General features: G+C 70.5%; 20 protein-coding genes and 5 pseudogenes. 15 read left to right on the top strand and 10 right to left on the bottom strand.

Annotated features, from left to right (window positions below):
- The first annotated feature begins 2 nt into the window (after nt 1-2).
- Nucleotides 3-1,031, top strand: coding sequence for a saccharopine dehydrogenase family protein (locus ACWH4W_RS22510; RefSeq protein ID WP_473077667.1), 1,029 nt, complete (start codon nt 3-5; stop codon nt 1,029-1,031).
- A gap of 298 nt (nt 1,032-1,329) precedes the next feature.
- On the top strand, nt 1,330-1,908 hold the full coding sequence (locus tag ACWH4W_RS22505; RefSeq protein WP_473077666.1) for a porin PorA family protein: 579 nt from the start codon (nt 1,330-1,332) through the stop codon (nt 1,906-1,908).
- On the opposite strand, the gene ACWH4W_RS22500 is transcribed toward ACWH4W_RS22505, so the two are convergent.
- Nucleotides 1,875-3,356, bottom strand: coding sequence for a non-reducing end alpha-L-arabinofuranosidase family hydrolase (locus ACWH4W_RS22500; protein ID WP_473077665.1), 1,482 nt, complete (start codon nt 3,354-3,356; stop codon nt 1,875-1,877). The genes ACWH4W_RS22505 and ACWH4W_RS22500 overlap by 34 nt on opposite strands.
- A gap of 465 nt (nt 3,357-3,821) precedes the next feature.
- On the opposite strand from ACWH4W_RS22500, the gene ACWH4W_RS22495 reads away from it, so the two are divergent.
- The 7 genes and pseudogenes from ACWH4W_RS22495 to ACWH4W_RS22465 form a co-directional block, all read left to right on the top strand.
- A complete protein-coding gene (locus tag ACWH4W_RS22495; RefSeq protein WP_473077664.1) occupies nt 3,822-5,276 on the top strand; it encodes an endo-1,4-beta-xylanase in 1,455 nt (484 codons plus the stop codon).
- 132 nt (nt 5,277-5,408) lie between these two features.
- Nucleotides 5,409-6,938, top strand: coding sequence for a glycoside hydrolase family 43 protein (locus ACWH4W_RS22490; protein ID WP_473079233.1), 1,530 nt, complete (start codon nt 5,409-5,411; stop codon nt 6,936-6,938).
- A 233-nt stretch (nt 6,939-7,171) separates the two neighbouring features.
- Nucleotides 7,172-7,651, top strand: a pseudogene (locus ACWH4W_RS22485) (alpha/beta fold hydrolase); the annotation flags it as partial.
- Nucleotides 7,652-8,372: 721 nt separating this feature from the next.
- A complete protein-coding gene (locus ACWH4W_RS22480) occupies nt 8,373-10,022 on the top strand; it encodes a WD40 repeat domain-containing protein (RefSeq protein WP_473077663.1) in 1,650 nt (549 codons plus the stop codon).
- 89 nt (nt 10,023-10,111) lie between these two features.
- A complete protein-coding gene (locus tag ACWH4W_RS22475) occupies nt 10,112-10,609 on the top strand; it encodes a hypothetical protein (protein WP_473077662.1) in 498 nt (165 codons plus the stop codon).
- A 1,008-nt stretch (nt 10,610-11,617) separates the two neighbouring features.
- Nucleotides 11,618-13,012: a hypothetical protein gene (locus tag ACWH4W_RS22470; protein ID WP_473077661.1), complete on the top strand. Its 1,395-nt coding sequence runs from the start codon at nt 11,618-11,620 to the stop codon at nt 13,010-13,012.
- 346 nt (nt 13,013-13,358) lie between these two features.
- A pseudogene (locus ACWH4W_RS22465) lies at nt 13,359-14,169 on the top strand (transposase); the annotation flags it as partial.
- A gap of 77 nt (nt 14,170-14,246) precedes the next feature.
- Here ACWH4W_RS22465 and ACWH4W_RS22460 read toward each other — a convergent pair.
- Complete coding sequence (locus ACWH4W_RS22460) at nt 14,247-14,624, bottom strand: hypothetical protein (protein WP_030825962.1); 378 nt, start codon at nt 14,622-14,624, stop codon at nt 14,247-14,249.
- A 101-nt stretch (nt 14,625-14,725) separates the two neighbouring features.
- Nucleotides 14,726-15,878: pseudogene (locus ACWH4W_RS22455) on the bottom strand (IS256 family transposase); the annotation flags it as partial.
- Nucleotides 15,879-15,997: 119 nt separating this feature from the next.
- Here ACWH4W_RS22455 and ACWH4W_RS22450 point away from each other — a divergent pair.
- Together ACWH4W_RS22450 and ACWH4W_RS22445 are read left to right on the top strand one after the other, a co-directional pair.
- Nucleotides 15,998-16,522 (top strand): hypothetical protein, encoded by a 525-nt coding sequence (locus ACWH4W_RS22450; protein ID WP_473077660.1) that lies wholly within the window; start codon nt 15,998-16,000, stop codon nt 16,520-16,522.
- Nucleotides 16,523-16,665: 143 nt separating this feature from the next.
- Nucleotides 16,666-16,806 (top strand): annotated as a pseudogene (locus ACWH4W_RS22445) (helix-turn-helix domain-containing protein); the annotation flags it as partial.
- Here ACWH4W_RS22445 and ACWH4W_RS22440 read toward each other — a convergent pair.
- Complete coding sequence (locus tag ACWH4W_RS22440; RefSeq protein ID WP_473077659.1) at nt 16,806-16,967, bottom strand: hypothetical protein; 162 nt, start codon at nt 16,965-16,967, stop codon at nt 16,806-16,808. The pseudogene ACWH4W_RS22445 and the gene ACWH4W_RS22440 overlap by 1 nt on opposite strands.
- Here ACWH4W_RS22440 and ACWH4W_RS22435 point away from each other — a divergent pair.
- The 3 genes from ACWH4W_RS22435 (at nt 16,966) to ACWH4W_RS22425 (ending at nt 18,791) form a co-directional block, all read left to right on the top strand.
- A complete protein-coding gene (locus ACWH4W_RS22435; protein WP_473077658.1) occupies nt 16,966-17,535 on the top strand; it encodes a hypothetical protein in 570 nt (189 codons plus the stop codon). The genes ACWH4W_RS22440 and ACWH4W_RS22435 overlap by 2 nt on opposite strands.
- Nucleotides 17,536-17,552: 17 nt before the next feature.
- Nucleotides 17,553-17,936, top strand: coding sequence for a hypothetical protein (locus tag ACWH4W_RS22430; RefSeq protein WP_473079302.1), 384 nt, complete (start codon nt 17,553-17,555; stop codon nt 17,934-17,936).
- A 213-nt stretch (nt 17,937-18,149) separates the two neighbouring features.
- Nucleotides 18,150-18,791, top strand: coding sequence for a fascin domain-containing protein (locus tag ACWH4W_RS22425; RefSeq protein ID WP_473077657.1), 642 nt, complete (start codon nt 18,150-18,152; stop codon nt 18,789-18,791).
- Nucleotides 18,792-18,952: 161 nt separating this feature from the next.
- On the opposite strand, the gene ACWH4W_RS22420 is transcribed toward ACWH4W_RS22425, so the two are convergent.
- Nucleotides 18,953-19,528 (bottom strand): transposase, encoded by a 576-nt coding sequence (locus ACWH4W_RS22420; protein ID WP_473077656.1) that lies wholly within the window; start codon nt 19,526-19,528, stop codon nt 18,953-18,955.
- Nucleotides 19,474-19,659 (bottom strand): winged helix-turn-helix domain-containing protein, encoded by a 186-nt coding sequence (locus tag ACWH4W_RS22415; RefSeq protein WP_473077655.1) that lies wholly within the window; start codon nt 19,657-19,659, stop codon nt 19,474-19,476. The genes ACWH4W_RS22420 and ACWH4W_RS22415 overlap by 55 nt, the downstream gene beginning before the upstream one ends.
- Before the next feature lie 111 nt (nt 19,660-19,770).
- On the opposite strand from ACWH4W_RS22415, the pseudogene ACWH4W_RS22410 reads away from it, so the two are divergent.
- Nucleotides 19,771-19,893: pseudogene (locus ACWH4W_RS22410) on the top strand (aldo/keto reductase); the annotation flags it as partial.
- Between the two features lie 32 nt (nt 19,894-19,925).
- Here ACWH4W_RS22410 and ACWH4W_RS22405 read toward each other — a convergent pair.
- From ACWH4W_RS22405 to ACWH4W_RS22390, 4 genes are all read right to left on the bottom strand, one after another.
- Complete coding sequence (locus ACWH4W_RS22405) at nt 19,926-21,182, bottom strand: serine hydrolase domain-containing protein (protein WP_473077654.1); 1,257 nt, start codon at nt 21,180-21,182, stop codon at nt 19,926-19,928.
- A gap of 240 nt (nt 21,183-21,422) precedes the next feature.
- Nucleotides 21,423-21,659, bottom strand: a complete 237-nt coding sequence (locus tag ACWH4W_RS22400) for a hypothetical protein (protein WP_473077653.1) — start codon at nt 21,657-21,659, stop codon at nt 21,423-21,425.
- 183 nt (nt 21,660-21,842) lie between these two features.
- The gene (locus tag ACWH4W_RS22395) at nt 21,843-22,211 is read right to left on the bottom strand and encodes a helix-turn-helix domain-containing protein (RefSeq protein WP_473077652.1); all 369 of its coding nucleotides are present in this window, start codon (nt 22,209-22,211) and stop codon (nt 21,843-21,845) included.
- A gap of 566 nt (nt 22,212-22,777) precedes the next feature.
- Nucleotides 22,778-24,127 carry an oxygenase MpaB family protein gene (locus ACWH4W_RS22390; protein WP_473077651.1) on the bottom strand — a complete coding sequence of 450 codons (1,350 nt, stop codon included), beginning with the start codon at nt 24,125-24,127 and terminating at the stop codon, nt 22,778-22,780.
- Nucleotides 24,128-24,257: the final 130 nt, after the last annotated feature.

Genomic DNA, 24,257 nt, shown 5'->3' with positions numbered 1-24,257 from the left:
CCATGGGACCGGGTCAGACGGTGGCGGTGTTCGGTGCGTACGGGCACACCGGGCGGTTCGTGGTGGCGGAGCTGAGGGAGCGAGGCTTCCTCCCGGTGCTCTCCGGCCGCGACGCCGACAAGCTGGAGGCGCTCGCGTACGAGACCGGGCTGGACGCCCGCCCGGCGTCGGCCGACGATCCGGTCTCGCTCGACCACGCGCTGGCCGGCGCGGCGGCCGTGGTCAACTGCGCCGGGCCCTTCGCCACGACGGCCGCCCCCGTGATCGAGGCCGCCCTGCGCGCCGGGATCCCGTACCTGGACGTGGCGGCCGAGATCGAGGCCAACCTCGACACCTTCGCGCACTTCGCCGACCGGGCGCGGGAGGCCGGAGCGGTGATCGTCCCGGCGATGGCCTTCTTCGGCGGCTTCGGCGACCTGCTGGTCACCGCGGCGATGGGCGACTGGACGGCGGCCGACGAGGCGCACGTCGCGTACGGGCTGAACAGCTGGCACCCCACCGCCGGGACGCGTGCCGCGGGCGCGGTCTCCCGGCAGCGGCGGAACGGCCGGCGCGTCCGCTACACCGGCGGGCGGCTGGAGTACCGGCACGACGCCCCGCCGACCCTGGAGTGGTCCTTCCCCGACCCGATGGGCCCCCGGCCCGTCATCGGGGAATTCACGATGGCCGACGTCGTGACCGTCCCCAGCCACCTTCCGGTCCCCGAGGTGCGCACCTACATGACGGTCGAGGCGGCCCGGGACATCGCGGACCCGGACACCCCGACGCCGGCCGCGGCCGACGAACGCGGCCGCTCCGACCAGACCTTCCTCGTCGACGTCGTCGTGCGCTCGGGCGGCGTCGAACGGCGCGCCGTGGCCCGCGGCCGTGACATCTACGCCGTCACCGCACCCCTCGTGACGGAAGCGGTCGACCGCGTCCTCACCGGACGGACCGAGGCGTTCGGCGTCGTCTCCGCGGGGGAGATCTTCGACGCGCCCGACTTCCTCCGCGCCCTGTCCCCGCACATCACCCTGGAACTGCGTCCCTGACCGGCTCCCGCCACCGCTTCCCGTGAACGGCCGGGCCAGGGCGGTGCCGGCGAAGAACGGTCCGAGGTCGTCATCGGCGCCGTCGGCCCGCTCGACGGCGCGAACCGCGTCCGGTTCCGCCTGCCAGAGCGTGTTCGGTGCCGGTGAGACCTCACTCGACGCGGTCGGGCTGCGTCGAGCGTCCGTTCCCCGTTGTTCCAGCGATCGCCGGAGCAAGCTGTTCGCGAGCTGCGAGACAGCCCGGGAGGTCGTTCGGGCGACGCTCTCCGGACTCCTCCGATCTTTGATCACTCGTCTGATGGATCGCCAATCCACTTGCATCGGCGGCGTTGACGCCCTTCTTCATCCCTCCTGCGTTGACCTGACGCTCGCTGGGCAAGGGCGAGCCCTCAGGCACGGACACCGCACCGAGGAGAGGCCATGCGCAGACGAGCGGGGGGCCTGGAGCGACGCGGACACCGGCCTGTCCCTCAACGGCGACCTGCACCAGACGGTGGTCGCTCAGACGGCGGACGAGGGCGGGCCGGTGACACTGTTCCCCGTGACCGACGTCGAGGTCCGGGGAGCGAAGACGTCCGTGGAGCAGCAGGCCGACGACGCCGCCACCACCGCGCGCCTGCTGTGGCTGCTGAGCACCGGCGGCCCGATCGGTCTGCTCGTCCTGGCCCTGCTGCTCGCCCCCTCGCGGTCCGGAGTGCCCGCCGCGGCCGGGCCGACGGCACCGGACGGTCCCGGGAGGACGCGTCCGCCGGGGCTCCCGCACAGCAGGGCTGAGCCGGCGGTGCGGCGGGTCCGGCATGACACCGGACCCGCCGCACCGACTCCCCCTCGGAGCAGGGCTTCTCAGCGCCGCAGGGTCAGCAGACCCGGACGGTAGGGCAGCAGGCCGTAGTCACCTCCCGAGTTGGGGCTGCGCCCCTGGTACAGCAGCTGCAGGTTGCAGGGGTCGACGGTCATCGTCTGGTCGGCGCTGGTACGGAGCAGCTCGCCGTGACTGATGTCGTTGGTCCAGGTGGCACCGCTGTTGGCCTTGCCGGCGAAGGGGTTGCTCTCGGTCGCGGCCTGGGGCGTCCAGTTGCCGTTGAGGCTGGTCGCCGTGAACGAGCGGAAGTACCGGCCCTGCGAGCCGATCGCCTCGACGATCATGAGGTAGCGGTTCTGGCCCTGCAGCTTGTAGACCTGCGGGGCTTCGAACAGGTTGTTCGTCGTGTCGCTCATGACCACGGTCGAGGTCGAGCCGAAGCTGCCGGGGAAGTTCCCGATCGGCATGCTCGCCCGGTAGATCTTGCCGTTGTCGCCGGCGAAGAACAGGTACATGTTCGTGCCGTCACCGATGAGCGCCTGGTCGATGGGTCCCGTCCCGGAGCCGGAGATGCTCCCGGAGAACAGCACCTGCTCGGACGACCAGCCGTTGGGGTTGGTCGGATCGGTCGACGTCCGGTAGGAGAAGGCGGTGCCGCCCCACTGGTAGGCCAGCACCCAGATGTTCTTCGGCGCGAAGTAGAAGAGACTGGGCGCGACCGTGGAGCTGTTCATCGCGTTCTGGCTCGCCGAGCCCATCTCCGACCAGGCCCCGAACAGGCCGAAGTTCATCGAACCCCAACGCGTCCCGGTGTCGTGCGTGGTCGCGTAGACGAGCTGCTTGCCGTTGTAGGGGGCGACGGTGAAGTCCTTGAGGGACACCCATCCCTGCCGGGGCTGCGCCAGGGCGCCGGTCGAGCTCCAGCGGTAGCTCGACGGCAGGTCACAGGAGCCGGGGTCGCCGGGGTTGCCGGTGTCCGAACCGACCTTGACGAGCCGCCACTGCTGATTGGTCCCGCCCCAGTCGTCGTACTGGACGACGTTCGCGTTGTCGGCGGTGGACCCACCCTGCACCTCGAGGGCCTTGCCGCTGTGGCGTGAGATGAGGCGTACGTGGCCGTCCGAGCTGTCGGCCAGCCGCCACTGCTGGTTGGCGGCGTTCAGGTCGGACCACTGGACGATCGAACCGCCGTTCGCGGTGGACCAGTTGTGGACGTCCAGCACCTTGCCCGAATGACGGGACTTGAGGCGGTACCAGCCGTTGCCGGAGTCGACGAACTGCCACTGCTGCTGGGCCTGGTCGTTCCTCGTCCACTGGGTGATCCGGGCGCCGTCGTTCGTGGCCAGGTTGTGGACGTCCAGTGCCTTGCCGCTGTTGCGGTTGACCAGCACGTACGAGGCGTTGGGATCGACGGTCGCGGCCTCGGCGGGCCGGGCCCCGAGGAAGGTGGCCAACAGCAGCAGGGGGGCGAGGACACCGAGCAGACGTCTGGGACGGACCGGAAGTGCGGGGCGAAGCCACATCGGAGGGCCTCCTCGAAGTGGGGGGAGATGACGCCGGCGACCGGCGGAGCGGCGACCGAGCAGGATGAAAAAGGTTCGAATGTTTCGAAGTGATCCTGGCTCTGTGACGCCACAAGGTAGAAAGCGGAGGGCCTCCGGTCAAGGCCTGTCACCGATCTGGTCGTAAACAACCGCTAGTTCCGGGCTCGGCGAGTACCTGGACGTGGATGCGAAAATTTCGAAATCGGAACAGAAAGTTTTTCCGTTGTGAGGGTTGACGCGTACTCAGCAACCCTCAATCATCTGTCTGGCAACGCGACCGCAGTTCGAAATGTCGAACCAACTGTCCCGTGTGGACATGCCGCACCACAGAGCCGCGCACCGCTGCACGACGGATGATCCACGTACCGCAGGCAGCCCCTGCGGATCCCCTGGACCCGCGCTGCCGGCCGGGCGCTCCGTCATACCTACCTTGGAGGCACAGCAATGGGCTCTTATGCCCTCCCCAGAGCCGCCCTCCGGCGGAAGTTCCGCGTTCTGCTCCCCACGCTGCTCGTCGGCGCCCTCGGTGCGGTCGGCGTACTGGCCGCACCGCCGCCGGCCGCCCAGGCCGCGGAATCGACCCTCGGCGCCGCCGCCGCGCAGAGCGGCCGCTACTTCGGCGTGGCCATCGCCGCGAACCGGCTGAACGACTCGACCTACGCGTCCATCGCGGCCCGCGAGTTCAACTCGGTGACGGCCGAGAACGAGATGAAGATCGACGCCACCCAGCCGCAGCGGGGCCAGTTCAACTTCACCAACGCCGACCGCGTCTACAACTGGGCGGTGCAGAACGGCAAGGAGGTGCGCGGCCACACGCTGGCCTGGCACTCCCAGCAGCCCGGCTGGATGCAGAGCCTCAGCGGCGGCGCGCTGCGCCAGGCGATGATCGACCACATCAACGGCGTGATGAACCACTACAAGGGCAAGATCACGCAGTGGGACGTGGTGAACGAGGCCTTCGCGGACGGCAGTTCGGGCGCCCGGCGCGACTCCAACCTGGAGCGCACCGGCAGCGACTGGATCGAGGTCGCCTTCCGCACCGCGCGGGCCGCCGACCCGTCCGCCAAGCTCTGCTACAACGACTACAACGTCGAGAACTGGAACTGGGCCAAGACCCAGGCCATGTACCGCATGGTCCGGGACTTCAAGCAGCGCGGCGTGCCGATCGACTGCGTCGGCTTCCAGTCGCACTTCAACAGCGGCAGCCCCTACGACAGCAACTTCCGCACCACCCTGCAGCAGTTCGCCGCGCTCGGCGTCGACGTGGCCGTCACCGAGCTCGACATCCAGGGGGCCTCGCCGACGACCTACGCCGCCGTGGTCAACGACTGCCTGGCAGTCTCCCGCTGCCTCGGCGTCACCGTCTGGGGCGTCCGCGACAGCGACTCCTGGCGTCCGGAGCACACGCCGCTGCTGTTCAACAACGACGGCAGCAAGAAGCAGGCGTACAACGCCGTGCTGAACGCCCTCAACGCGGGCGGCGGCAACCCGGACCCGGACCCGGACCCGGAGCCCGGTGACGGCACCTCCATCAGGGGCGTCGGCTCGGGCCGCTGCCTGGACGTGCCCAACGCCAGCACCACCGACGGCACGCAGGTCCAGCTCTACGACTGCAACAACCGCACCAACCAGCAGTGGACGCTGACCAGCTCCGGTGAGCTCAGGGTCTACGGCAACAAGTGCCTGGACGCCGCCGGCACCGGCAACGGCGCCAAGGTCCAGATCTACAGCTGCTGGGGCGGCGACAACCAGAAGTGGCGCCTGAACTCCGACGGCACCATCGTCGGCGTCCAGTCAGGCCGCTGCCTCGACGCCGTCGGCGCCGGCACCGCCAACGGCACCCAGATCCAGCTCTACTCCTGCTCGAACGGCAGCAACCAGCGCTGGACCCGCGCCTGACACGCCCTGCGCGAGGGCACCACTGAGGCGCGTGAGGGCCGCCACCGTCGAGGCGGCGGCCCTCACCGACCGGACCGCCGTGCCGGAGCGAGCGGTGCCCGGCAGCCCGAAGGGAACACGTTTTCCGTGCACATGTACGACAACCCGGTGATCAGCGGGTTCCACCCCGATCCGAGTGTGTGCCGGGTCGGCGACGACTACTACCTGGTGTGCTCCAGCTTCGAGTACGTTCCCGGACTGCCGCTCTTCCACAGCAAGGACCTCGTGCACTGGGAGCAGATCGGCAACGTGCTGGACCGCCCCGCACAACTGCCGCTGCCCCTCCCCGGCGCCAAGGCGTCCGGGGGCCTCTACGCCCCCACGCTCCGCCACCACGACGGCCGTTACTGGGTGATCAGCACCAACATCGACGGCGGCGGAAACTTCGTCGTCACGGCCGAGCGGCCCGAGGGACCGTGGAGCGACCCGGTGTGGATCGGCCTGACCGGGATCGACCCCGACCTGGCGTGGGAGGAGGACGGCACCTGCTGGTGTGCCTTCTCCGGCCCCGCGGGGGGCATCAACATGGCCAGGATCGACCCTGCCGAGGGAAAGGTGCTGGAGGAGCCCTTCCCCACCTGGTCCGGCAGCGGCCTCAAGTATCCCGAGGCACCCCACCTGTACCGCATCGGCGACTGGTGGTACCTGCTCATCGCGGAGGGCGGCACGGAACGCGGCCACAGCGTGTCCGTGGCCCGCAGCCGCTCGCCGCGCGGTCCCTGGGAGGGCGCACCCGGCAACCCCCTGCTGTCCCACAGCGGCAGCGCCCGCTCCATCCAGAACACCGGCCACGCCGACCTGGTGGAGGCTCCCGACGGCGGCTGGTGGATGGTGCTGCTCGGCGTCCGCCCCCGCGGCTTCACACCCGACGTGCACGTCCTCGGCCGCGAGACGTTCCTGACCCCCGTGGAGTGGGACGAGGACGGCTGGCCCGTCGTCGCGCCCGTTCCCGAACGGCACCCCGCGCCGGGCGGTGCCTGGCATCCCGTCCCGGCCCCGCCCGCCCGCGACGACTTCGACGGGCCGGCTCTCGCACCGCACTGGATCTCGCCGTTCGCCCGCCCGGAGGGCGCCTGGTCGCTCACCGAGCGCCCCGGCCACCTGGTCCTGCACGCCACCGGCCCCACCCTCGACCGCCCCGGCCACACCTTCGTCGGCCGCCGCCAGCAGCACCACGACTGCCGCGTCACCACCCTGATCGACCCGGGCACGGGACGCGGCGGACTGTGCGTGCGCCTGGACGAGGCCCATCACTACGAGATCGAGGCCGGGGACGGGGAGGTCCGCGTCGTCGCCCGGATCGGGCCGCTGCGCCGGACCGTGGCCCGACGGCCGGTCCCGGCGGGACCGCTGTCCCTCACCGTCACGGTCCGGACGGCCGGCCTCGTGCCCGCGTCACCCGAACTCACCGACGGCGGGACCACGGGCCCCGACACCCTCGCCTTCTGGCTGGGTGATCCCACCGCCCCGGGCGCCCGCCCGCTCGCCGAACTGGACGGGCGCTACCTGTCCACCGAGGTCGCCTGCGGCTTCACCGGCCGCGTCATCGGCATGTACGCCACCGAGGGCACGGTCGCCTTCGACTGGCTCGAGTACCTCCCCGCCCCGGCGCCGACCGGATGACGCGCGCGTGCACGGCGTGTGCGTGCGAGCGGGATCCCCTTCACGAGGGGCCCTCGTCCGCGGCCGGTTCGACCCCGGCCGAGGCGCCTCCCGGTCCCCGACTTCCCCGACGAGCCGGACGAGTGGGGTTGTATGTCCCGGACGTCCGGGATGTGTACCGTCTGATGGGCGAGCACCACGGGCTGAGCCTTCCCCGCGGAACGATTGCCGGCAAGGACCTGATCGGGGTGTCCACCTCCGCACTGGCCCTGGTCGACACGGTTGCGCTGGGCCCATGGGGTTCTCCGTTCTTCTGGCTCGCGGGCCGGCACAGCGAGGTTTTCCAGCGGCTGCCGTCCGAGCCGCACCGTGCTCTGCTGCGCGCGTATGTGGGCTCGGCCAGCAGCGTCGGCCTTCGTCCCGCCGTCCTGGAACGGCTTGTCCAGCCCTGGCTGGATGAGCCCGGTCAGGCAGCCTTCTACCGTCAGATGGACCAGGCCGACCAGCGCCCCACCGACGAGATACAGGACCGGTACGGCGAGCTCGGCATCCCGGTGCTGGTCTGCTGGGGCGAGGAGGACACCTGGATCCCCGTGGCGCGGGGACGGGAACTGGCCACCCGGATCCCCGGCGCGCGACTGGAGTTGACCGCCGGGGCCGGTCACCTGGTCCAGGAGGACGCCCCCGCCGAACTCACCGCCGCTCTCCTGGACTTCCTCCGTCGGCCGCGCTGACGGGCGGCCATGTGCCATCGTCGCACCTCTCACCGGAGCAGCGCGAGTGCCTGGGGCAGCTCGCCGACGCGGACCGGCTGGGCGCGGCGCTGTACTTGTCGCCGAAGCCGCCGCCCGTCCGGCGCCGCTCCCAGCCGGTCCGGGGCACCGCTCGCTGTGCCCGAGAACCGCGCCCGGCCAGGGAGATGACGACGCCGCGCGCACTGCCCACTCCATCGATACCGGGCTCCTGACCACTTGCTGCAGCGCCCCGGCACGGAACCCAGGACCGGTCCCCGCCGCCGGCCCGGACCAGATGATCATGGCCGCGGAGCTCCCGCGCGTATCCGCGCCCCGACCTGGCGCCACGGTCACTGTCGCGGCTGCGGCGAAGACGGCAGCGGCGGCCGCATGGCGGCAGAAGGCGCGCGCACCGGCAGCGCACCCGCGCGGCGGTTCCACGCCCCGGCCGGCGCGCTCCCTGCCATCGTCGGTCACACCATGGTCAGCGGCCTCTCCCGTCCTCCTCCTGACTACGACGGACGCCGCAGCGATCCTGGCCATGATCCCGGAGGTCCGCGCGGACGCGCACCTGCCCGTCGGGCCCGGCCGCCGTACGCCGCCTCGTCGTCTCCCACGCCCCCTGTCTGAGGGCCTCAGACGGCGGCCGCGGCGCTCGTCACCGCATGGCTCGGACTGCTTAACTGAACAGCGGACCGAGCGGTAGGGGGAGGGCCGGAGGATGAAGACACCTTGGGCGATCTACGGCGACTGGCGGCTGCGCCGGTACAGGCAACGGGCCGACGAGCGCAAAGCCCGGGAGTTCGGGGAGCGGACAGGTCATCCCCACTGGGGTGACGACGGTCTCGGCGCGGCGCTGGCGGGGCTTGACCTCAGTATCGGAAGCACGGTGGACGCCCGCCGCCTTGCGGCCATCCCTCCCGGTGCTGCCCTGTACGTGCGCGACGTCAAGCAGGTGTGGCAGGGAGCCGGTGACGCCAGGCTGAACGCCCTCGTTCTGAGCGAGCTGCAGCGTCTGGAGCGCGCGGGACTGGTGAGCATCACCACGGGTGATGACGGCTGGTCGCTGCTCACCGTCCCGGAAGAACTGCATGAACGCCTGATGTCGCGCTGGACGCCGGAAGAGGCCAGCAGGTGGCATGACCGGCTCCTCGACCACGCTCGCGCCCTGGTGCGTCCTGGTGGCCAGTGGTGGGACCTGCCCGTCGAGGCCGGGTACTGGTGGCAGCACCTGGTGTGGCACCTTCGGCACAGTGACCCAGCTGCCGCCGCCGAACTGGTGGCTCAGCCCCCGTGGCAGGCCGCCCGCATCCAGCGGCTCGAGGTACCAGGGCTACTCAAGGACCTGGACCTGGTCGGCTCCGCGGAATCCGGAGCCATCGCATCGCGCATCAACGCCGTAATGGGCCGTCAGGCGTCCCGCCGCGCATCCGATGTGCACGAACAGGCCCGAGGATTGCTGCGGAATCTCGGCCTGCCCGAGCCATCCACACCTTGGCCGAGGTCGGCGGTCCGCGCCGTGCTGCACGTGCCGCCTTTCACCCGTGACTTTGCGCTGTCACCGGACGGCACCTGGCTGGCGGCTGCCGGCAGGGACGGACTCATCCGCCTTTACGACCTGGCGACCCGGACCGTGCGGCGGGTGATCCACAGCCCGTACGACCAGCTGAGCCACTGCGCCGTCGCTCCCGACGGCAGCTTCCTCATAGCCGGAGCAGTCGGCGAGCAAGCCCGGGCGTGGGACGCGGCCAGCGGGGAGGAGAAAGACGATCTGCGGATAGGCGAGGTGTGGAAAACCGTCCAGAGCCCGGACGGCACGTGGATCTCTTATGACTTGCGGACCGGCACTCTCGGACACGTGCTCACCGGCCGGCACACCCCGACGCAGCCCCCGACGACGCTGCTGACGCAGATGGCACTGAGCGCCGACGGAAATCTCCTCGCCATGGCCTCTCCCAGAGGCGAGGTCTCCCTGTGGGACCCGGGCACCGGCGTACTCCGCGCCCGACTGCCCAAGCAGCCGCGTGAGATCCACCGGCTCGGTCTGGCCCGCGACGGATCCTGGATCGTCATCGGCGACCTGGACGAAATCCGTGTGCTGGAACTCCCCGGTTGCCGAGAACGCTTCACTCTGAGGCCGGGCGGCAACACCGGCAGCACCCGCTTCGCCACCCACACCGACTGGCTCGCCGTACCCGACGGACAGCGGATACAGATGCGGTCCACCCTCGACGGGGCGCTGCTGAGCAGCCTCGACGTCCACACCCACACCATCCTCGACTGCCGCCTCACACCGGACGGCAAGCACTTGATGACCCAGGACAACGCACACCTGCTCCTCGTGTGGGACACCGCTGCTCTCAGCCCGTGAAGTCCTGGTGCGCGCACCGGCGCCCCTCCTCCAGGTGCGCCGGGTTCGCGCGCCCCCTTGTCCGGCTCTGCTATCCGGCCCGTTCCTCCTTGCCACAGCGCCTTGCGGCCGCCGATGACGGCGCGGGCGGTGTCCTCCGCCGTGTCCGGTCCGGTCTGTGCCCAGATCCGCAGCGAGGTTACGAAGATGCGCCCGAGGGCCTCCAGGGCGGAGGCGGCCGCGCACGGCTCGCCTGCGGCCGGGCCGGGCAGCGCGGTGACCGGGACGACGATGCGTTCGGCGACGTCGACGAGCAGCTCGGGCATCCGAGGTTCGGCGCCGCCGAATTCGCGGGCGGCACCGGTGTCGTCGGCCTGGACGGCCCGGAGGTGGCCGAAGGCGCTGATGGCCGCGTGCGGGGTCATCGGGCGAGCGGCGTGGTGCCGGGCATGTCGGCTCCTCAGCGTACGGGCCGCTCCGCTGATCGCGGCGGCCTCGAACCCGATGCTCGGATCGCGGTCCTGTGGACGGAGTCCGGCGCCGACGGGGGAGAAGTCTCCCCCCTTCAGATCCGCGGCGGCCAGCGATGGTTGGCGGTTGGCCACTGATGATTGGCGGGTGACACTCCGTGCACGATCAGATCGCGTCGCTGTCGAGGCCCGTGTCGTCAGGCGGCGGAGCCGGCCGTGAGCTGGTCCATGATGTCGGCCCGGTTGTAGTGGGCCCGCTTCTCGATGATCTTCCCGTCCTTGAACGTGAACAGGTGGAACATGGAAAAACGCACGTGCGCTCCGTGTGTGTGGGGGGGGGGGGGGGATGCCGTAGCAGTCGCCGCCCCTTCCTGCCGGGTGCGGGGGAGGGGCGGCGTCGACGAGCAGGGGCTCGGGTCAGGCCGGGGTGGCCTGCTTCGCCGGCGCGGCGAGCGGGGCCCCGGCCCTTCTCCTCCGTGCGCAGCTGCTCCCAGTCGGCCGCCGGGTGGGCGGGGACGGCCGCGTCGGCAAAGGCCGTGGTGCAGAGCGCGGCGTCGGCGGCCCCGGCCCGGCTGGTGCCGAAGCGGACCCCGACCGGCTGCGGGGAGCGGACCCGTCCGAGCCGGACCGTGTGGTCGAAGCCCACGCGGCAAACCCCAAGGCGGGCGGCGGCCTACCCGGGCCCCAGCGGGGTGTCGGCGGCGACCAGGTCCGCCAGGTCCTCGAGCCGGCAGACCTCCGCGATCTGGCCGGTGGTGCAGCGTTGCGCCCGGGTTCGCGCTCGGGCCGGCCGGGAGGCCGCGGTCGACGGACCGGCGCACCACGAGCGCCGTCGCGCTCGCCTTCTCACCGTGAAGGGTCCGGTTCGGGGTGCCGAGCGCGTCGGCGGTCCGGTCGGCTGCCGTGCCGCCGGAGATCGGCGGGGAGGGCATCGCGGCCCGGGACTCACTGCCCCGGCCGCACATCCGGCCCGGCCCCGGCAGCACCGGCCGGGCCCGGGGCCCATGCGGAAGCAGCGGAGGCTCACCGTCCGCAGGTGCCGCTGCGGAGGAGGAAGTGCGCCGGGCACCCAACGAGCCTCTGGGCAGCGCGATGCGTCTGCGCCATGATGATTCCGGCAGCGAAGACGCTCAGGGGGAGGCGCTGGTGGCACCGTTCGGACGCATGCGCACGGAGTTGCTCAGGCGGCAGACGGCCGAGGCGTACGAGAGAGGGATCGCGCACCAGCGGAAGCCCGGCGAGGAGTCCGCGCTCCGCGCGCTCGAAGCGTTCGGCGAGGCCCACCGGAGTCTCGAGCAACTCTTCGAGCGGCGTCCCGAGGACCGCGAACTGTGGCACATGCGCGGCGCGCTGCTGTACTCCGAGGCATCCTCACAACTGGCCGCGGGCCGACGCGGTGAGGCGATCGCATCGTTGAACCGGTGCGAGGAAGCGTACCGGCGCAGCGGGCACCCCGACAGCAGCGTCCTCGCCGCCGACGCCGCTGTACGCCGCGCCCGTGCCCACAGCGAGGACGGAAACGCGTTGTCGGCACTCGCCGATGTCGATACCGCCGTCACCGCCTACGTGCGGGAGGGCGCGTTCGCCTCCCCCCACCCTCGGCTCGCCGACTTCGCACGTGTCCTGGCCCTCGCCTCCACCGTCCACCTCAACAGCGGCGACAGGGACCAAGCTCTGGCCTGTGCCCAGCAGTCCCTCGCCCGCTACCGCGATCTCATGGCCGCGCAAGGCCACCTCCCCGCCGACCACATCGGCTACGCCATCGGCATGGCCGGCGACACAGCCACCCGCCTGGAGGCGTTCCGCGGCAACTGGAACGCGGCCTTGAGCGTGGACGCACTCGTCCTGCAGGCGGCGGAGCGGGGCTGGGGCTCCCTCGGCGCGGCCCTCGCCCGCCAAGGCCTGCACCTGCGCCTGGCCGGCCGCCCACGCGAAGCCGAACCGCTTCTCGCCCGGGCGGAACAGGAGTCCCCGGGGTCCGTCGCCCGCGAGGAGGAGACCGCCGCCCTCGCACTTCCGCCCACCCTCGCAGAAGCCCTCACCACGGCCGAATCCCTCGTGCGCCAGCAACCGCAGCCGGTCGTCCCCCTTCAGGGCGTCGGACTGCTGCGCGAGGCGCTGACGGCCCATGAGTCGTACTCGGCGTCGTCCCGCCTCACCGTTCACCCGTCCGCGTTTCCCGCCCGAGCGGCCCACCTGACGACCCTCGCCGACCTCTTGGTGCGCGAGGGCGAAATTGCGCAGTCGTGGCGCGTCGCGGCCGAGACACACCTGATGTGCCAAGCGGTGGTGCGCCACGCGGAGGGGTCCGCGCGCCGGCCGCCGGGCCTGGCCGTCCTGTGGTGCGGAGCGCTTGAAGTGGGAGCCCGCGCGGTCCTGGCCATGGAAGAGCAGCCGCTGCTGCGGGACATGAAGGAAACCGTTCGTGCTGTGCGTGCCCTCTTGGACCCGAGCCCTCAGGACACGTACCGGGAACTCCTGGAGACGGCCCAGGCACGACTCGACACCGCAACCCCTCGCTCCTCTCGATCCGGACGGTGACAGGTGCGCTCCGCCGCCCGGGAACACGAGGCGGTATTCCGGTAGCTCCTCACATTTCTTCGGTCGCGTGGGGCCCGTCGAAATGGAACCCGTACTTCCGTGCCGCCGCGTACACGTGCGTCCCCTCGCTCCTCCCGCAGCCGCCTCCCCCCGTACGAGCAGTGAACGTGTGCGGGGTCCTGAGCGGCAAGAGGGAGGTTCCGGAACTCCTCGGAGGGCCATCCTCATCCGGAGCCGACGCCGACCGAAGAGACAGCACCCAGCGGTATGAGGAGCGGGTGTTCTGACGGGTGTGGCCGTGGTCGGACGGGGCTGGTGCCTCGGTAGCCGTGGCAGGTGGGAGCGCACTCGCCCCACCAGGCTCGGCCAGCCCTTCACCCGCTGGTCGATCCGCACACTCGCCGCCTACCTGCGGAAAGTACACGGCCGCGTCATCCGCATCGGCCGTGAAGCCTTACGGCGCCTGCTCCGGCGCCGCGGCATCGCCTTCCAGCGCACCAAGACCTGGAAGGAGTCGCCCGATCCTGATCGCGACGCCAAGCTCGACCGGATTGAGCAGGTGCCGGACTGCTTCCCGGACCGGGTCTTCGCCTTCGACGGGTTCGGACCCCTGGGGATCCGACCCACCGCGGGCTCCTGGGGGGGCGAAGCAGGGCAAGCCAAACCGGCTGCCGGCGACCTACCGCCGCACTCACGGCATCACCTGCTTCCACGGCTGCTGCTCCGTGGGCGACGACCGGCTGCGGGGCGTCAACCGACGGCGCAAGGGCACCGCCAGCACCCTGGCCGCGCTCAAGTCGGTCCGCGCCGCCCGATCCGACGGCGCCCCGATCTCCATCATCCCGGACAGCCTCTCCGCCCACATCGGCGCGGACATCCGCCGCTGGGCGAAGAACAAGGGCGAGCTGTGCTTCACCCCGGCCCGCGCTTCCTGGGCCAATCCGATCGAGGCCCACTTCGGCCCGCTGCGGCAGTTCACCCTGGCCAACTCCCACCGCCGCAGCCACCCCGCGCAAACCCAGGCACTGCACCGCTGCCTGCGCCGGCGCAATACCAACGCCCGCCACCCCGACGTACTCGCCGCCCCACGCAAGGAACGCGCCCGCGTCCGCAGCGAGAAGGGCATCCGCCGGGGCGGACGCCCCTTCAGCACCGCAGTCCGGCCAACCGCGAACCGCAGCCCCCGAGCGCCGAAAGGGCAAGTTCAGGAGAAGGACAGCGACGGAAGGATGGCTCAGGAGGCGGACGGTTCGATCTCCCCCGCAAAGACGATGACCTGGTCGATGAGGCTCCGTCGCAGATGGACGACGTCCGTTCCCGCCAGGCGGGGACCTCCGTCCGGCGTGGTGAAGACCCACTGGTACCGGGCCCACTCGTCCGGCATGTCCACCGCCGAGCAGCGCACCATCGTGCCGGTCCCCGCCGGGTGGCGCCGGATGTCCAGCACGAACCGCTCGACCGCCGCGATTCCTTCGCTGCGACCCAACGGCCCCCAGAAGACCACGTCTGAGGTCAGAGCCTGGGAGAGCAGGGCAGTCACATAGCTGTCGTCCGAGGCGTTGAACGCGGAGATGAACGTGTCGATCGCGGAGCGTGCAATCTCTTCCTGCATGCACCAGTAATACCAGCCGTTGCGCGTGCGCTCGTCCCGTGAGCCGCGGGTCCGTCAAACGAACGGTGTGGCCAGGGTGGTTGGGATGACTGACGGGCTGCGGAAAGTCGGCCGTCGAAGGCGATGTCGAAGGTGTTCGGAGCGGTCTTCCAGCGCATGGTCCAGCGGGCCTGGCCCTCGCCGGTGGGGTCCAGGCTCATGATGGCCACGTGGACGCACTTCAGGGCGGCGGTCTCGTTCGGGAAGCGGCCCCGGGCCTTGACCGCCCGCCGGATCCTGGCGTTCACGGACTCGGTCGCGTTCGTGGTGCGGACGATGCGGCGGATCTCGGTGTCGAAGCGGAGGAACGGGGTGAACTCGCCCCCAGACCCCGTCCGGGGGCGCCCCCACCCGTGTGTTCTCCCAGAGCCGGACGAACGCCGGGTACTTCTCGCCCCAGGCACCGGCGAACTCGGCGAACCGCTCGAGCGCGGCCTCTTCGGTCGGCGCGGTGCAGACGGGCTTGAGGACGCCGTTCACACCGCGGTTCTTGATCCCGGTGAGGATGTGCCTCCAGTGCTTGACGCCCTCTCCGCCGTCGCCTGCCCACAGGCCCGGGAGGTCCCGCCGGCCCTCGACGGTAACGGCGAGTGCCACGTGGACCGGCCGGTTCGCGACGGCTCCGTCGCGGATCTTCACGTGGATGGCGTCGGTGGAGATCACCGGACAGGCGGCGTCGAGGGGCCGGTTCTGCCACTCGGCCATGCTGTCCATGACCTTGTCGGTGATCGTGGAGATGGTCCGGCGGGAGACGCCGGCGCCGTGGACCTCGGCCAGATGGGCCTGGACCTCGCCGGTCGTCAGACCCTCCGCGGACAGCGAGATCACCATTTCCTCGACACCGGACAGGCGCTTTGGCCGCTTGCGCACGATCTTCGGCTCGAAGGTGCCGTCCCGGTCGCGGGGCACCGATGCCCCGGCCGGCCCGACCTCGGTGAGCACGGTCCTGCCGCGGGTGCCGTTGCGGGGGTCGCCCCCGTTCTTGCCAGCCGGGTCGTGCTTGCCATAGCCGAGGTGGCCGGTGATCTCGCCCTCCAGGGCGGACCCCAGCAGCCGCTTCGTCCGTTGCTGCGACAGCCCGCCCTCGCCGGTCAGCCGCAGGCCCTCGGCCTGGGCCCGGCCCACCAGCTCGTCGATCAGTTGGTCGTCCGCGGACTTCGACGGCTGCAGCACGGCCGCCTCGGTCTCGGGCTCGGTCACGTCCTCGCTGGTCACCGGTGCATCTTCCTTGATCAGGAGTTACACCGAACGTTTCAGTCCCCCGCCCGGGACAATAGTGGTCACGCTGTGCGCTGGAGGGCTGCGTCATCCTTTACTTGATTCTCGCTTGCGATGTGCTCTTCTGGGTCTTCCTCGTCGGCGGCTTGACCGCGCGCTATGCCGCTGGCTGGCGGGCCCTCGGCGGCGCGCTGTTGCTGTGCGTCCCGCTGATCGACGTCGTACTGCTGGGGGCCACCGTGCTCAGTATCCGGGACGGCGCCGAGCCGACGGTCTGGCACGGCCTGTCGGCGGCCTACCTCGGAATCACCGTGGTCTACGGCCACAGCACCGTCCGCTGGGCCGATGCGAAGTTTGCCCGCCGCTTCGACGGAGCCGCCCTCCCACGGCGCCCGGCGCCCTACGGCCGCGCGGCTGTCGCTGCTGCCTGGAAGTCCTGGTTCAGGTTCCTGCTGGCCTATGCGATCAGCGTCGGCCTGATCTTCGGCTTGGTAGTGCTGGTCGGCACCCTCGACAAGGGCGCTCCGCTACTCGTGTGGCTCAACCCCCTCACCAAGGTCCTTATGTACAGCTTGATTTGGCCCATAGTGACCACCATCTGGCCTGGCAAAGCACCAGAGCTGGCGAAGGAGAACCAGTGACCCGGGGGCCCCGCCGGCCACTTGCTGGGCGCATACCCGGTGACCGTGGCCACCGACTCCCGCAACTGCGGCTGCAGTACTACTGACGTTGAACTCGTGGAGTCATAGGGGCTGACGGCTTGTCGCAGGTGCGGTACCACCGGGAAAGGTTTGCCCAGGGTGAGGCGAGCTCGGCGATCGCCAAGGACCCGCGGGTCAGTGTCCGCTCGGTACAGCGGTGGCGGCAGGCGTGGGAGGAGGGCGGGCCGCGTGCTCTGCGGGCACAGGGACCTGCGTCGCTGCCCTAGGTCCGGTGCGTGCAGCCGTGGCGGCGGACGATCCTGAGGATCGTCGGTCCGTGTTCATTTCGTTCGTTCTGCTTGTCCTGGCCGGTGTGGCCCTGGTTCTGCGGGGAGGACGATCGCGCCGCGCCGTCGTCGTAGCAGGCCCTAAGCTGCCGGGTCATGGATGCGGGACTTGCTGCGCTGCTCGGCGCGGCCGTAGGGGCGCTGGGCACCGGTGGTGCCGCTCTGGCGACCGGGTTGTTGGGCCGTGGACAGGCTCGGACACAGCTCCGCGCCGAGCACGTGCGGTTGCTGCGGGAGCCGCGGCGGTCTGCATATGTCGCGTTCGCCCAATGCTTCCAGGAAGTGCACGCCCTCCATTCGGAGGCAGTGAAGTACGCGTCCGAGGTGACGGAGGCCGAGGAACCGGACCGAAGCAGACTGCTGGATGCCGCCGACGAGGCTTACGCGCGGGCCGGTGAACGGCTGCACGGAGAACTTCAGCTACGGCAGTCGGCAGTGACGGTGGAAGGGCCACCTGCCCTTACGGCGGCCGCTTTCGAGGCGGAAGGCGCACTGCTGGTTTCACGGGCCGAGGTGTACCGCTGGGTTCGGGTTCTGCGGCAAGGAACCGCCACGGAGGAGCACGAGCGTGCGGCAGAGGATGCGTTGTTGGCCGTTCACCATCACATCGTGTCGTTTCTCAACGCGGCGTCGGCCGTGCTGGCGGACGATGGTCTCGGCCCCTGACAGAAGGAAGCAACGTCGTGACTGAGCAATCCGGAACCGTGGGGAACTCGTCGCATCCCCCGCTGTCCCGGCTGGACGTCGACATTCTTCGCCTGGTGGCGCAGGGGTTGTCTTTCTGTGAGATCGGACAATTGGCCTGCGTCTCACAGAGCCTCGTCAGCCGACAAGCCCTGAGGCTCATGACACTCCTCGGCGCCCGCGACCGTGAGGACCGGCCGCTCGGGCACGTCGTAGCGGTCCGCGCCCTTGATGCGGCACGGGTTGCGCCGGATCAATTCGTCGTCCACGGCCGTGCGGCGAGCCAGGCTTCGGCGTCGGTGAGGCCGGTTCCGGACACCGCACGGCTCGGTTCCGGATACGACCGAGAACATCGAATTTTATGCGCGTTAACGCAGGGTTGAGGAATAGGGAATGCCGCATGTTTTCCGTAAAAGGCCCTGGTCGTAACCCCATTAACCCCTGTCGTCATTTGTGTCACGCCCGTTACTCTGACGTAGCCGCCGCCCCGGGGAGGGGCTTGGCGGCGATTGTCATGGGCGGGAGCGGCAGGCGGGAGCGAGGGCCGCCGCGCCACGTCCGTTTTCACGAATGGTGGGGAACCAACTATGCGACGCATGACCACTGTCCTTCTGTCCCTCAGCGCCCTGGCGGCGACCTCGGTGCTGGGCGCGCCCGCCGTGGGGGCCGTCCCGCAGGTCGCCCCGGCCGCGGTGCCGGCCGGCTGGGAGAAGATCGACGACGCCGCCGAACTGGCGCGGATAGCCGAGAAGTCGGGTGACGCGCAGACCGCGCGCGCAGCCGCCGCCCCGGAGCCCACCGCGCTGGCCGTGGAATCGGCCAGGAACAACAAGTTCGTCTCCACCGAGAAGACGTACGCCGCCCCGAACACCGGTGCCCTGCGGGCCCGTTCCGACGCCTACGGCGGCTCCTGGGAGGGCTTCACCTTCGAATGGATCGGGGAGGAGAGCACCTTCGCCATGAAGTCCCAGGCCAACGGCCTCTACGTGGCCGTCGAGAAGAACTACACGGGTGCCTCGCAGAACCTGCTGCGTGCCCGTTCCACGAGCGCGGCCGGCTGGGAGCGGTTCGTCCTCTACTACAACGAGACGCTGGACCGCTTCGCCATCCAGTCCGAGCTGAACGGCCTGTTCGTCGCCATGGAGAACAGCTACGCCGGCACGCTCCAGTACGCCCTGCGCGCCCGCTCGACCGACGTCTCCGGGTCGTGGGAAGAGTTCAACCTCTACACGATCTGACTGGCCTGCACGTCGCGAACGTCCCTGCCCGCCACGGCACCTGTTCCCAGGGCAGGGACGTCGTCATGGTGAAGTTCCCCCCTGAGCGTGGACAGCGGGTGGTTACGCTGCGGGGTGGGGTGAGAGCTTGTGCCGTCGCTGGCCTTCAAAGCGTGGTGTCGTCATGGCGGCTTGCGTTGGAGGCCCGTGCCGGTGAGGCAGCCGTCGAGGGCGTCGGGGCGGTACTGGGGTCGGCGTAGACCGCGTCGGACCGTGGTGATCAGGTCGTCGGGGTCGGCGAAGGCGCGATTGGCCGTGGTGGTGCGTCGCAGCACGGACCAGATGCCCTCGACCGGGTTGAGGTCGGGTGCATGGGGCGGCAGCTGGAAAACGGTGAGCCGGTCGCGGTCGGCGATGTAGCGGCGCATGCCGACGGCCAGGTGGGCGTTGGGATTGTCCCGGACCAGCACGATCGGGCCGCCGAGTTGCTGGTGCGCGGTCTGGATCAGATCGCGGTGGTCCTGCCAGGAGAAGCTTTTGCGTCCGTCGGGGCGGGCGTCCGGGCAGGGCCGGTAGACCAGCCGGGAGGGTTCGCCGGCCTTGTAGCAGACCAGGGGGACGGGCAAGCGGCGGCGGGAGCGGCCCCGCATGCGGATCACGGGGGTGCGGCCGCGGTGGGACCAGGTGCGGGTGGTCGGAGGCGTCATCGAGAAGCCGGCCTCGTCCTCGAAGACGAGCCAGGCGTCGAGCGCCGCCACGGTTCTTCCACGCTCGGCCAGGTCTCCTTCACCCAGCCGGCCACCGTCGCCTCGTCACGCTCGATCGCGCGGCGGGCGGGGACCTGGCAGGTCCGGCCGTGCCGCTTGAGCAGCGCGGCGACGCCTTGCACGGGGTAGCTCTTGTGGAACCGGGCCAACCGCCAGACCCGCTCACGTGCTTCGGTCCGAGCCGAACGGATTGCCGCCAGTGACTTCCCCTCGGAGCCGGCGGGACACGGACCGTGACCGCCCTCCGCGCCGCAGTACGCGAATCGCTGGAGGCGAGCCTGCGACGTCTGAAAACCGATCGAGTGGACCTGTTGCGGGCCCACGCTCCCGACCACGCGACTCCTGTCGAAGAAATCAAGCGGTGTCTTCTGCGGGTGTGCGCCCCTGGTCACCCGCGCTTCCGGTCGCCGCACACCGCCCGGTCCAGCAGGCGGACCGCGGCCTCCGCCTGCTTCAGGAAGCGCTTTTCGTCACCGAAGCGCGTGGTGAAGACAGCGGCCGCGGCCGACACCCGGCCGTCGGGCGTGACGGCGGTCTCGGAGGCGGTGCCGAAGGACGTGCCGCCGTGGTACCAGATCCCGCCCCCGCAGCCCCCGGCCGGGCGCCAGGCGAGGCCGAGCCCGTAGCGGGCCCTGCCGTCGGTGGCGTAGCCGGGTGCCGGGACGGTGGTGCGCATCTGCTCCAGCTGCTCCGGCGGCAGCAGCCGGCCGCCCATCAGGGCGCGCAGGAAGGTGTTCATGTCGCGGGTGGTGCTGATGATGCCGCCGTCCGCGCCGCCGCCCACGGCCAGCGTGGTGTCGGTGAGGTCGTCCCGGCCGGGGAACTGCGTGTACCCGGCGGCCGTCGGCATCGGCACGTACGGCGAGGTGTCCGGTATCAGCGTGCGGCGCAGCCCCAGCGGCTCGATGATCCGGTCGTGCACCTCCTGCGCCCAGGGGTTGCCGGTGGCCTTCTCGATGACCATCCCGAGCAGCACGTAGTTGGTGTTGGAGTACGCCCACTGCGTCTCGGCGCCCGGATCGTCCGCGTCCGGGAGCCAGCCGGGGGCGCGCTCCATCGCCACGGCGACCTGCTCCTCGGGGGTCCGCGAGCGGAACCGCTGTGCGTGGAAGCGCTCGGGCGTCAGCTCCGCCGGGTCCTCGAAGGCGATGTCCGTGTAATTGGCCAGGCCGCTGGTGTGCTGGAGCAGGTTGCGCAGGGTGATGCGGCTGCCGTCGTTGCCGTTGCCGGCGACCACCCCGGGCAGCCACTGCTCGACGGTGTCGTCCAGGCTCAGCGTGCCCTCGCCGACGAGCTGGAGCGCGGCCACGGCCGTGAAGGTCTTGGTGTCGCTGCCGATGCGGTAGTAGGCGTCGAAGGGCACCCGGCCCCCGTCCTTCAGGCTTGCGGTGCCGGACCGGGCCTGCGTCTCGCGCCCGGTCGCGTCCCGGGCGAGCACCGTCAGTCCGGTGGCTCCCGTGTCCCGTACCGCGTCCGCGTCCCGCTGCAACCGCGACCGCGCGTCCCCGCCGCCGGCGCCCATGGCCTCGGCCGCGGTGCCCGGCCCGAGAAGCGATGCGGTCCCGATTGCGGCGGCCCCGGCCACGGCCAGCCCCGCACGCCACCGTCCGGACCGGCCCCACCGTGCACTCTTCGTGATCTCCATGAACGGAACGCTACGGGGGGCCGGAGCCGCGGACCATCCAGCTGGCTGCCCGGACGGGGGTGGTGCCGGCCCCCCTGCCACCCGGCGGCCACCGCCCTCCCGCCGCATCCCCCTGCTGATTGTGCCGGTGGGAGGCAGCAACGCGTGATGGTGAATCCTGAAAGGCCGAGGTTGCTGAGTTCTTCGTTGGTCCTGTGGTGTTCGGGGGTGAATGGTCAGGCCGGTGTGGGTGAGGAAGGGTCACGGGAGTTGCTCGCTGGAGCAGGCGTGGTGGATGCCGCGTGCGGCTGCGTCGGCGACATCGGCGAGGTGGTCACCGGCGAGGTTGGCCAGCTCGCGGGTCCTGATGGCCGACCACAGCAGTTCCACCGGGTTGAGGTCGGGTCGCAGGGCGGCGGCCGCTCGAGGGTGAGCCAGTCCCGCTCGGCCGCCCAGGCCCGCATGCCCCGGCTCCAGTGGGCGGACAGTCCGTCCCATACCCGCACCACCGGCTCACCGGCGTAGAAGGTCTTGATCTGTTCCAGCACCTCGATCAGGGAAGTGGTGTCGTAGCTGCCCGGCTCGAGGCGGAAGCACAGCCGCGGGGCGCGTAGGTGCGACGCAGCTGGGGCGGCAGCGATACGCCTGATTCGTCGAGGAACACGATCCGGGCACGTGTCTTCACCGCCCCTTTTTGACGCGCGGCCACTCGCGGGCGACCCATCGGGCGATCTCACACTCGTCCCGCCGAGGGCCTGACGTGGGCCGCCGCAGACTCCACCCCCGCCGCCCGGTCAGCAGGCGCCGTACCGAGGCCCGGGCCAACGTCACCCCGGTCACCCGCTCAACCACCACGCCGACCCGTTCCAGCGTCCACAGATCCGCCCCGAACCCGTGCGCCTGAGCGCCCTGCTCCAGCGCAGTTCGCACCGCTTCGACCTGGGCGTCATCCAGCTTGGGCGGCTGACCGATGGCCGGACGCCGCCGCAGCGCTTGAACCCCGCCCTGCTCCCACAGCCGTTTCCACCGGCGCACACTCTCGGGATGCACCCCCTGCCCGGGCAACCTCGGACGAAGGACGTATCCGCTCGAACAACTCGGCCGCGCGCATGCGACGGGCCTCGGCCAACTGCGGCCGCGTCAACGGCGGAACGGAGACATCAGCAACAGCATCCCGCGGCTTGGAAGACACACCACCCTGCTCACACTGCCGAAGCTCCAAACACCACAGAACTAACGAAAAACTCGATAGGCGAGGGCGTGCGCGATGAGGACGCGTCGGCGCTCGCCGCCGGAGGGCCGGTCGAAGGGGCAGTCGGCCAGGGCCTGTCTCTTTGACCCGTCCCGGCGGCGCCACCAGGAGATGGCACGGCGGTCCTGACGCTGTTCGTCCCCGGGTGCTCCTGGGCGTAATGCTCGTGCTGGACACCTTCGAAGGGTTCCTGTTCCCTCCTCCTGGTACGCCGTCGCAGGACTTCAGAAGCTCACCTGACCGCGGAAAGCGGCACCTTGCGCAACCGCCTTCACAGAGGGCCGGTCGTAGGGCACGACCGCTGTGCCAGCGGCCGTGCTCGTGCCAGGAGGTGCCGTCTTAGGCTGGTTACCCGTCCGGGCGGTCATGCTTCGGCGAGGAGGGGATCGTAGGGGGTGGTGCGCCGGCGTGCGGACATGAAGGACAGGAAGTCGTTGATGAACGCGCTGCGGCTGTATGTCTCACCGGTCCCAGTAGGGTCGCGGTGGAACGCGGTCCGGAACAGGGACCGGTACTCGTCCGCGTCGATGCTCTGGTCACCGTTCTTGTCGGTCACGTCGAAGAGGACTTCGGCGACCCTGATCAGTGCGGGACCGGCGAGCGACGGGACGGCGGAGGCGTACTCGTGGGCGCTGACGCGGCCGTCGCCGTCGGCGTCGAGGGCGGCCTGCAGTTCCCGCCACCAGTCCGCGTAGGCGTTGTAGAGCCGGGTCTCCTCGGGCTCGTCCAGGTCGAGCCGACTGGAAAGCTCGCGGGCCATGGCGGCGAGGTCGGGCCAGTCCAGGTATCCGTCCCCGGTCTGGTCGAGGACGTCCGTGAAGAACTCCTCCGCGCTGCGCTGCGTCGTGGTGGTCGCGGCGGGTTCCGGTTCCGGGGGCAGCGGGGCGATGAGGCGAATAAGGGCGCCGGCCCGCTTCATCCGATCACGCAGGGCGGCGATCGTCCTCGCGCGGGGATCGTCGCTGTCGGGGGAGAGTGACAGCAGTTCGGCGATGCTTTCGGCCTGGATCCACCCTTCGGGCAGGAACCGGGCCAGACCGGCCGCCAGGTACACACCCTGCATCAGGGTCTGCACCCCCGCGATCTCGGGCAGACCGGCTCGCCGCCGGAACGGCTCCGGCAGGGACGCCACGGTGATCGCTCCGATGACCGGGCCGGCGACGGCCCGGCCGGTCGCCCACAGGGCAGGAAAGCCGTTCAGTACGGGTGGTGCGGGAAGGTGGTCGAAGAGCTTGTAGAGGATGATCCGCATCGCCTCGGTGTTCTCCAGCTCCTCAGCGACCACCCGGTCGTAGTAGGGCCAGAACTCGTCCAGGGTGGGCGGCAGATGGCCGGCTTCGTCGCCCATCGCGGCCAGGAAGGCCTGGAACTCGGCGTACAGCTGCTCCATGGTCTTCTGCTCAAGGGGCTGTCCGCTGAGCCGGCACATGGTGACGGCGCTTTCGAACATGGTCGCCACCACCCAGGCACGCACACCCGGGTCCATCGCGTCGTAAGGCCGGTCCCGTGCGTCGGTGCCGTGCAGCCGTGCGTGCATGCGGTTGAGCCGGGTCGCCTCCCTCTGCCGTACGTGGTCGTCGGCACCGAACATCCGCCGCAGGCTCATGAAGGTGTTACTCAGTCTCCGCCAGGGATGGACGACGAAGGTGGAGTTCTCGATCAGGGCGGCACCGATCTGCGGGTGCGCGGCTTCGAGCACGGTTGCCCGAATCATGGCCAACGCCCAACGCGGGTCGTTGAAGAGCGTGTGGAACTGTGAGCCGGGACCGAACAGGGGCTCTCCTCCGAAGTCGCGATCCCCCGTTCCGTGGCCCCCTGCGCCGGCACCAGCGGTGGGGGACTGA

This window comes from Streptomyces sp. DSM 120436 (genome assembly GCF_055778765.1).
This window is presented reverse-complemented; position numbering and strand designations above follow the sequence as displayed.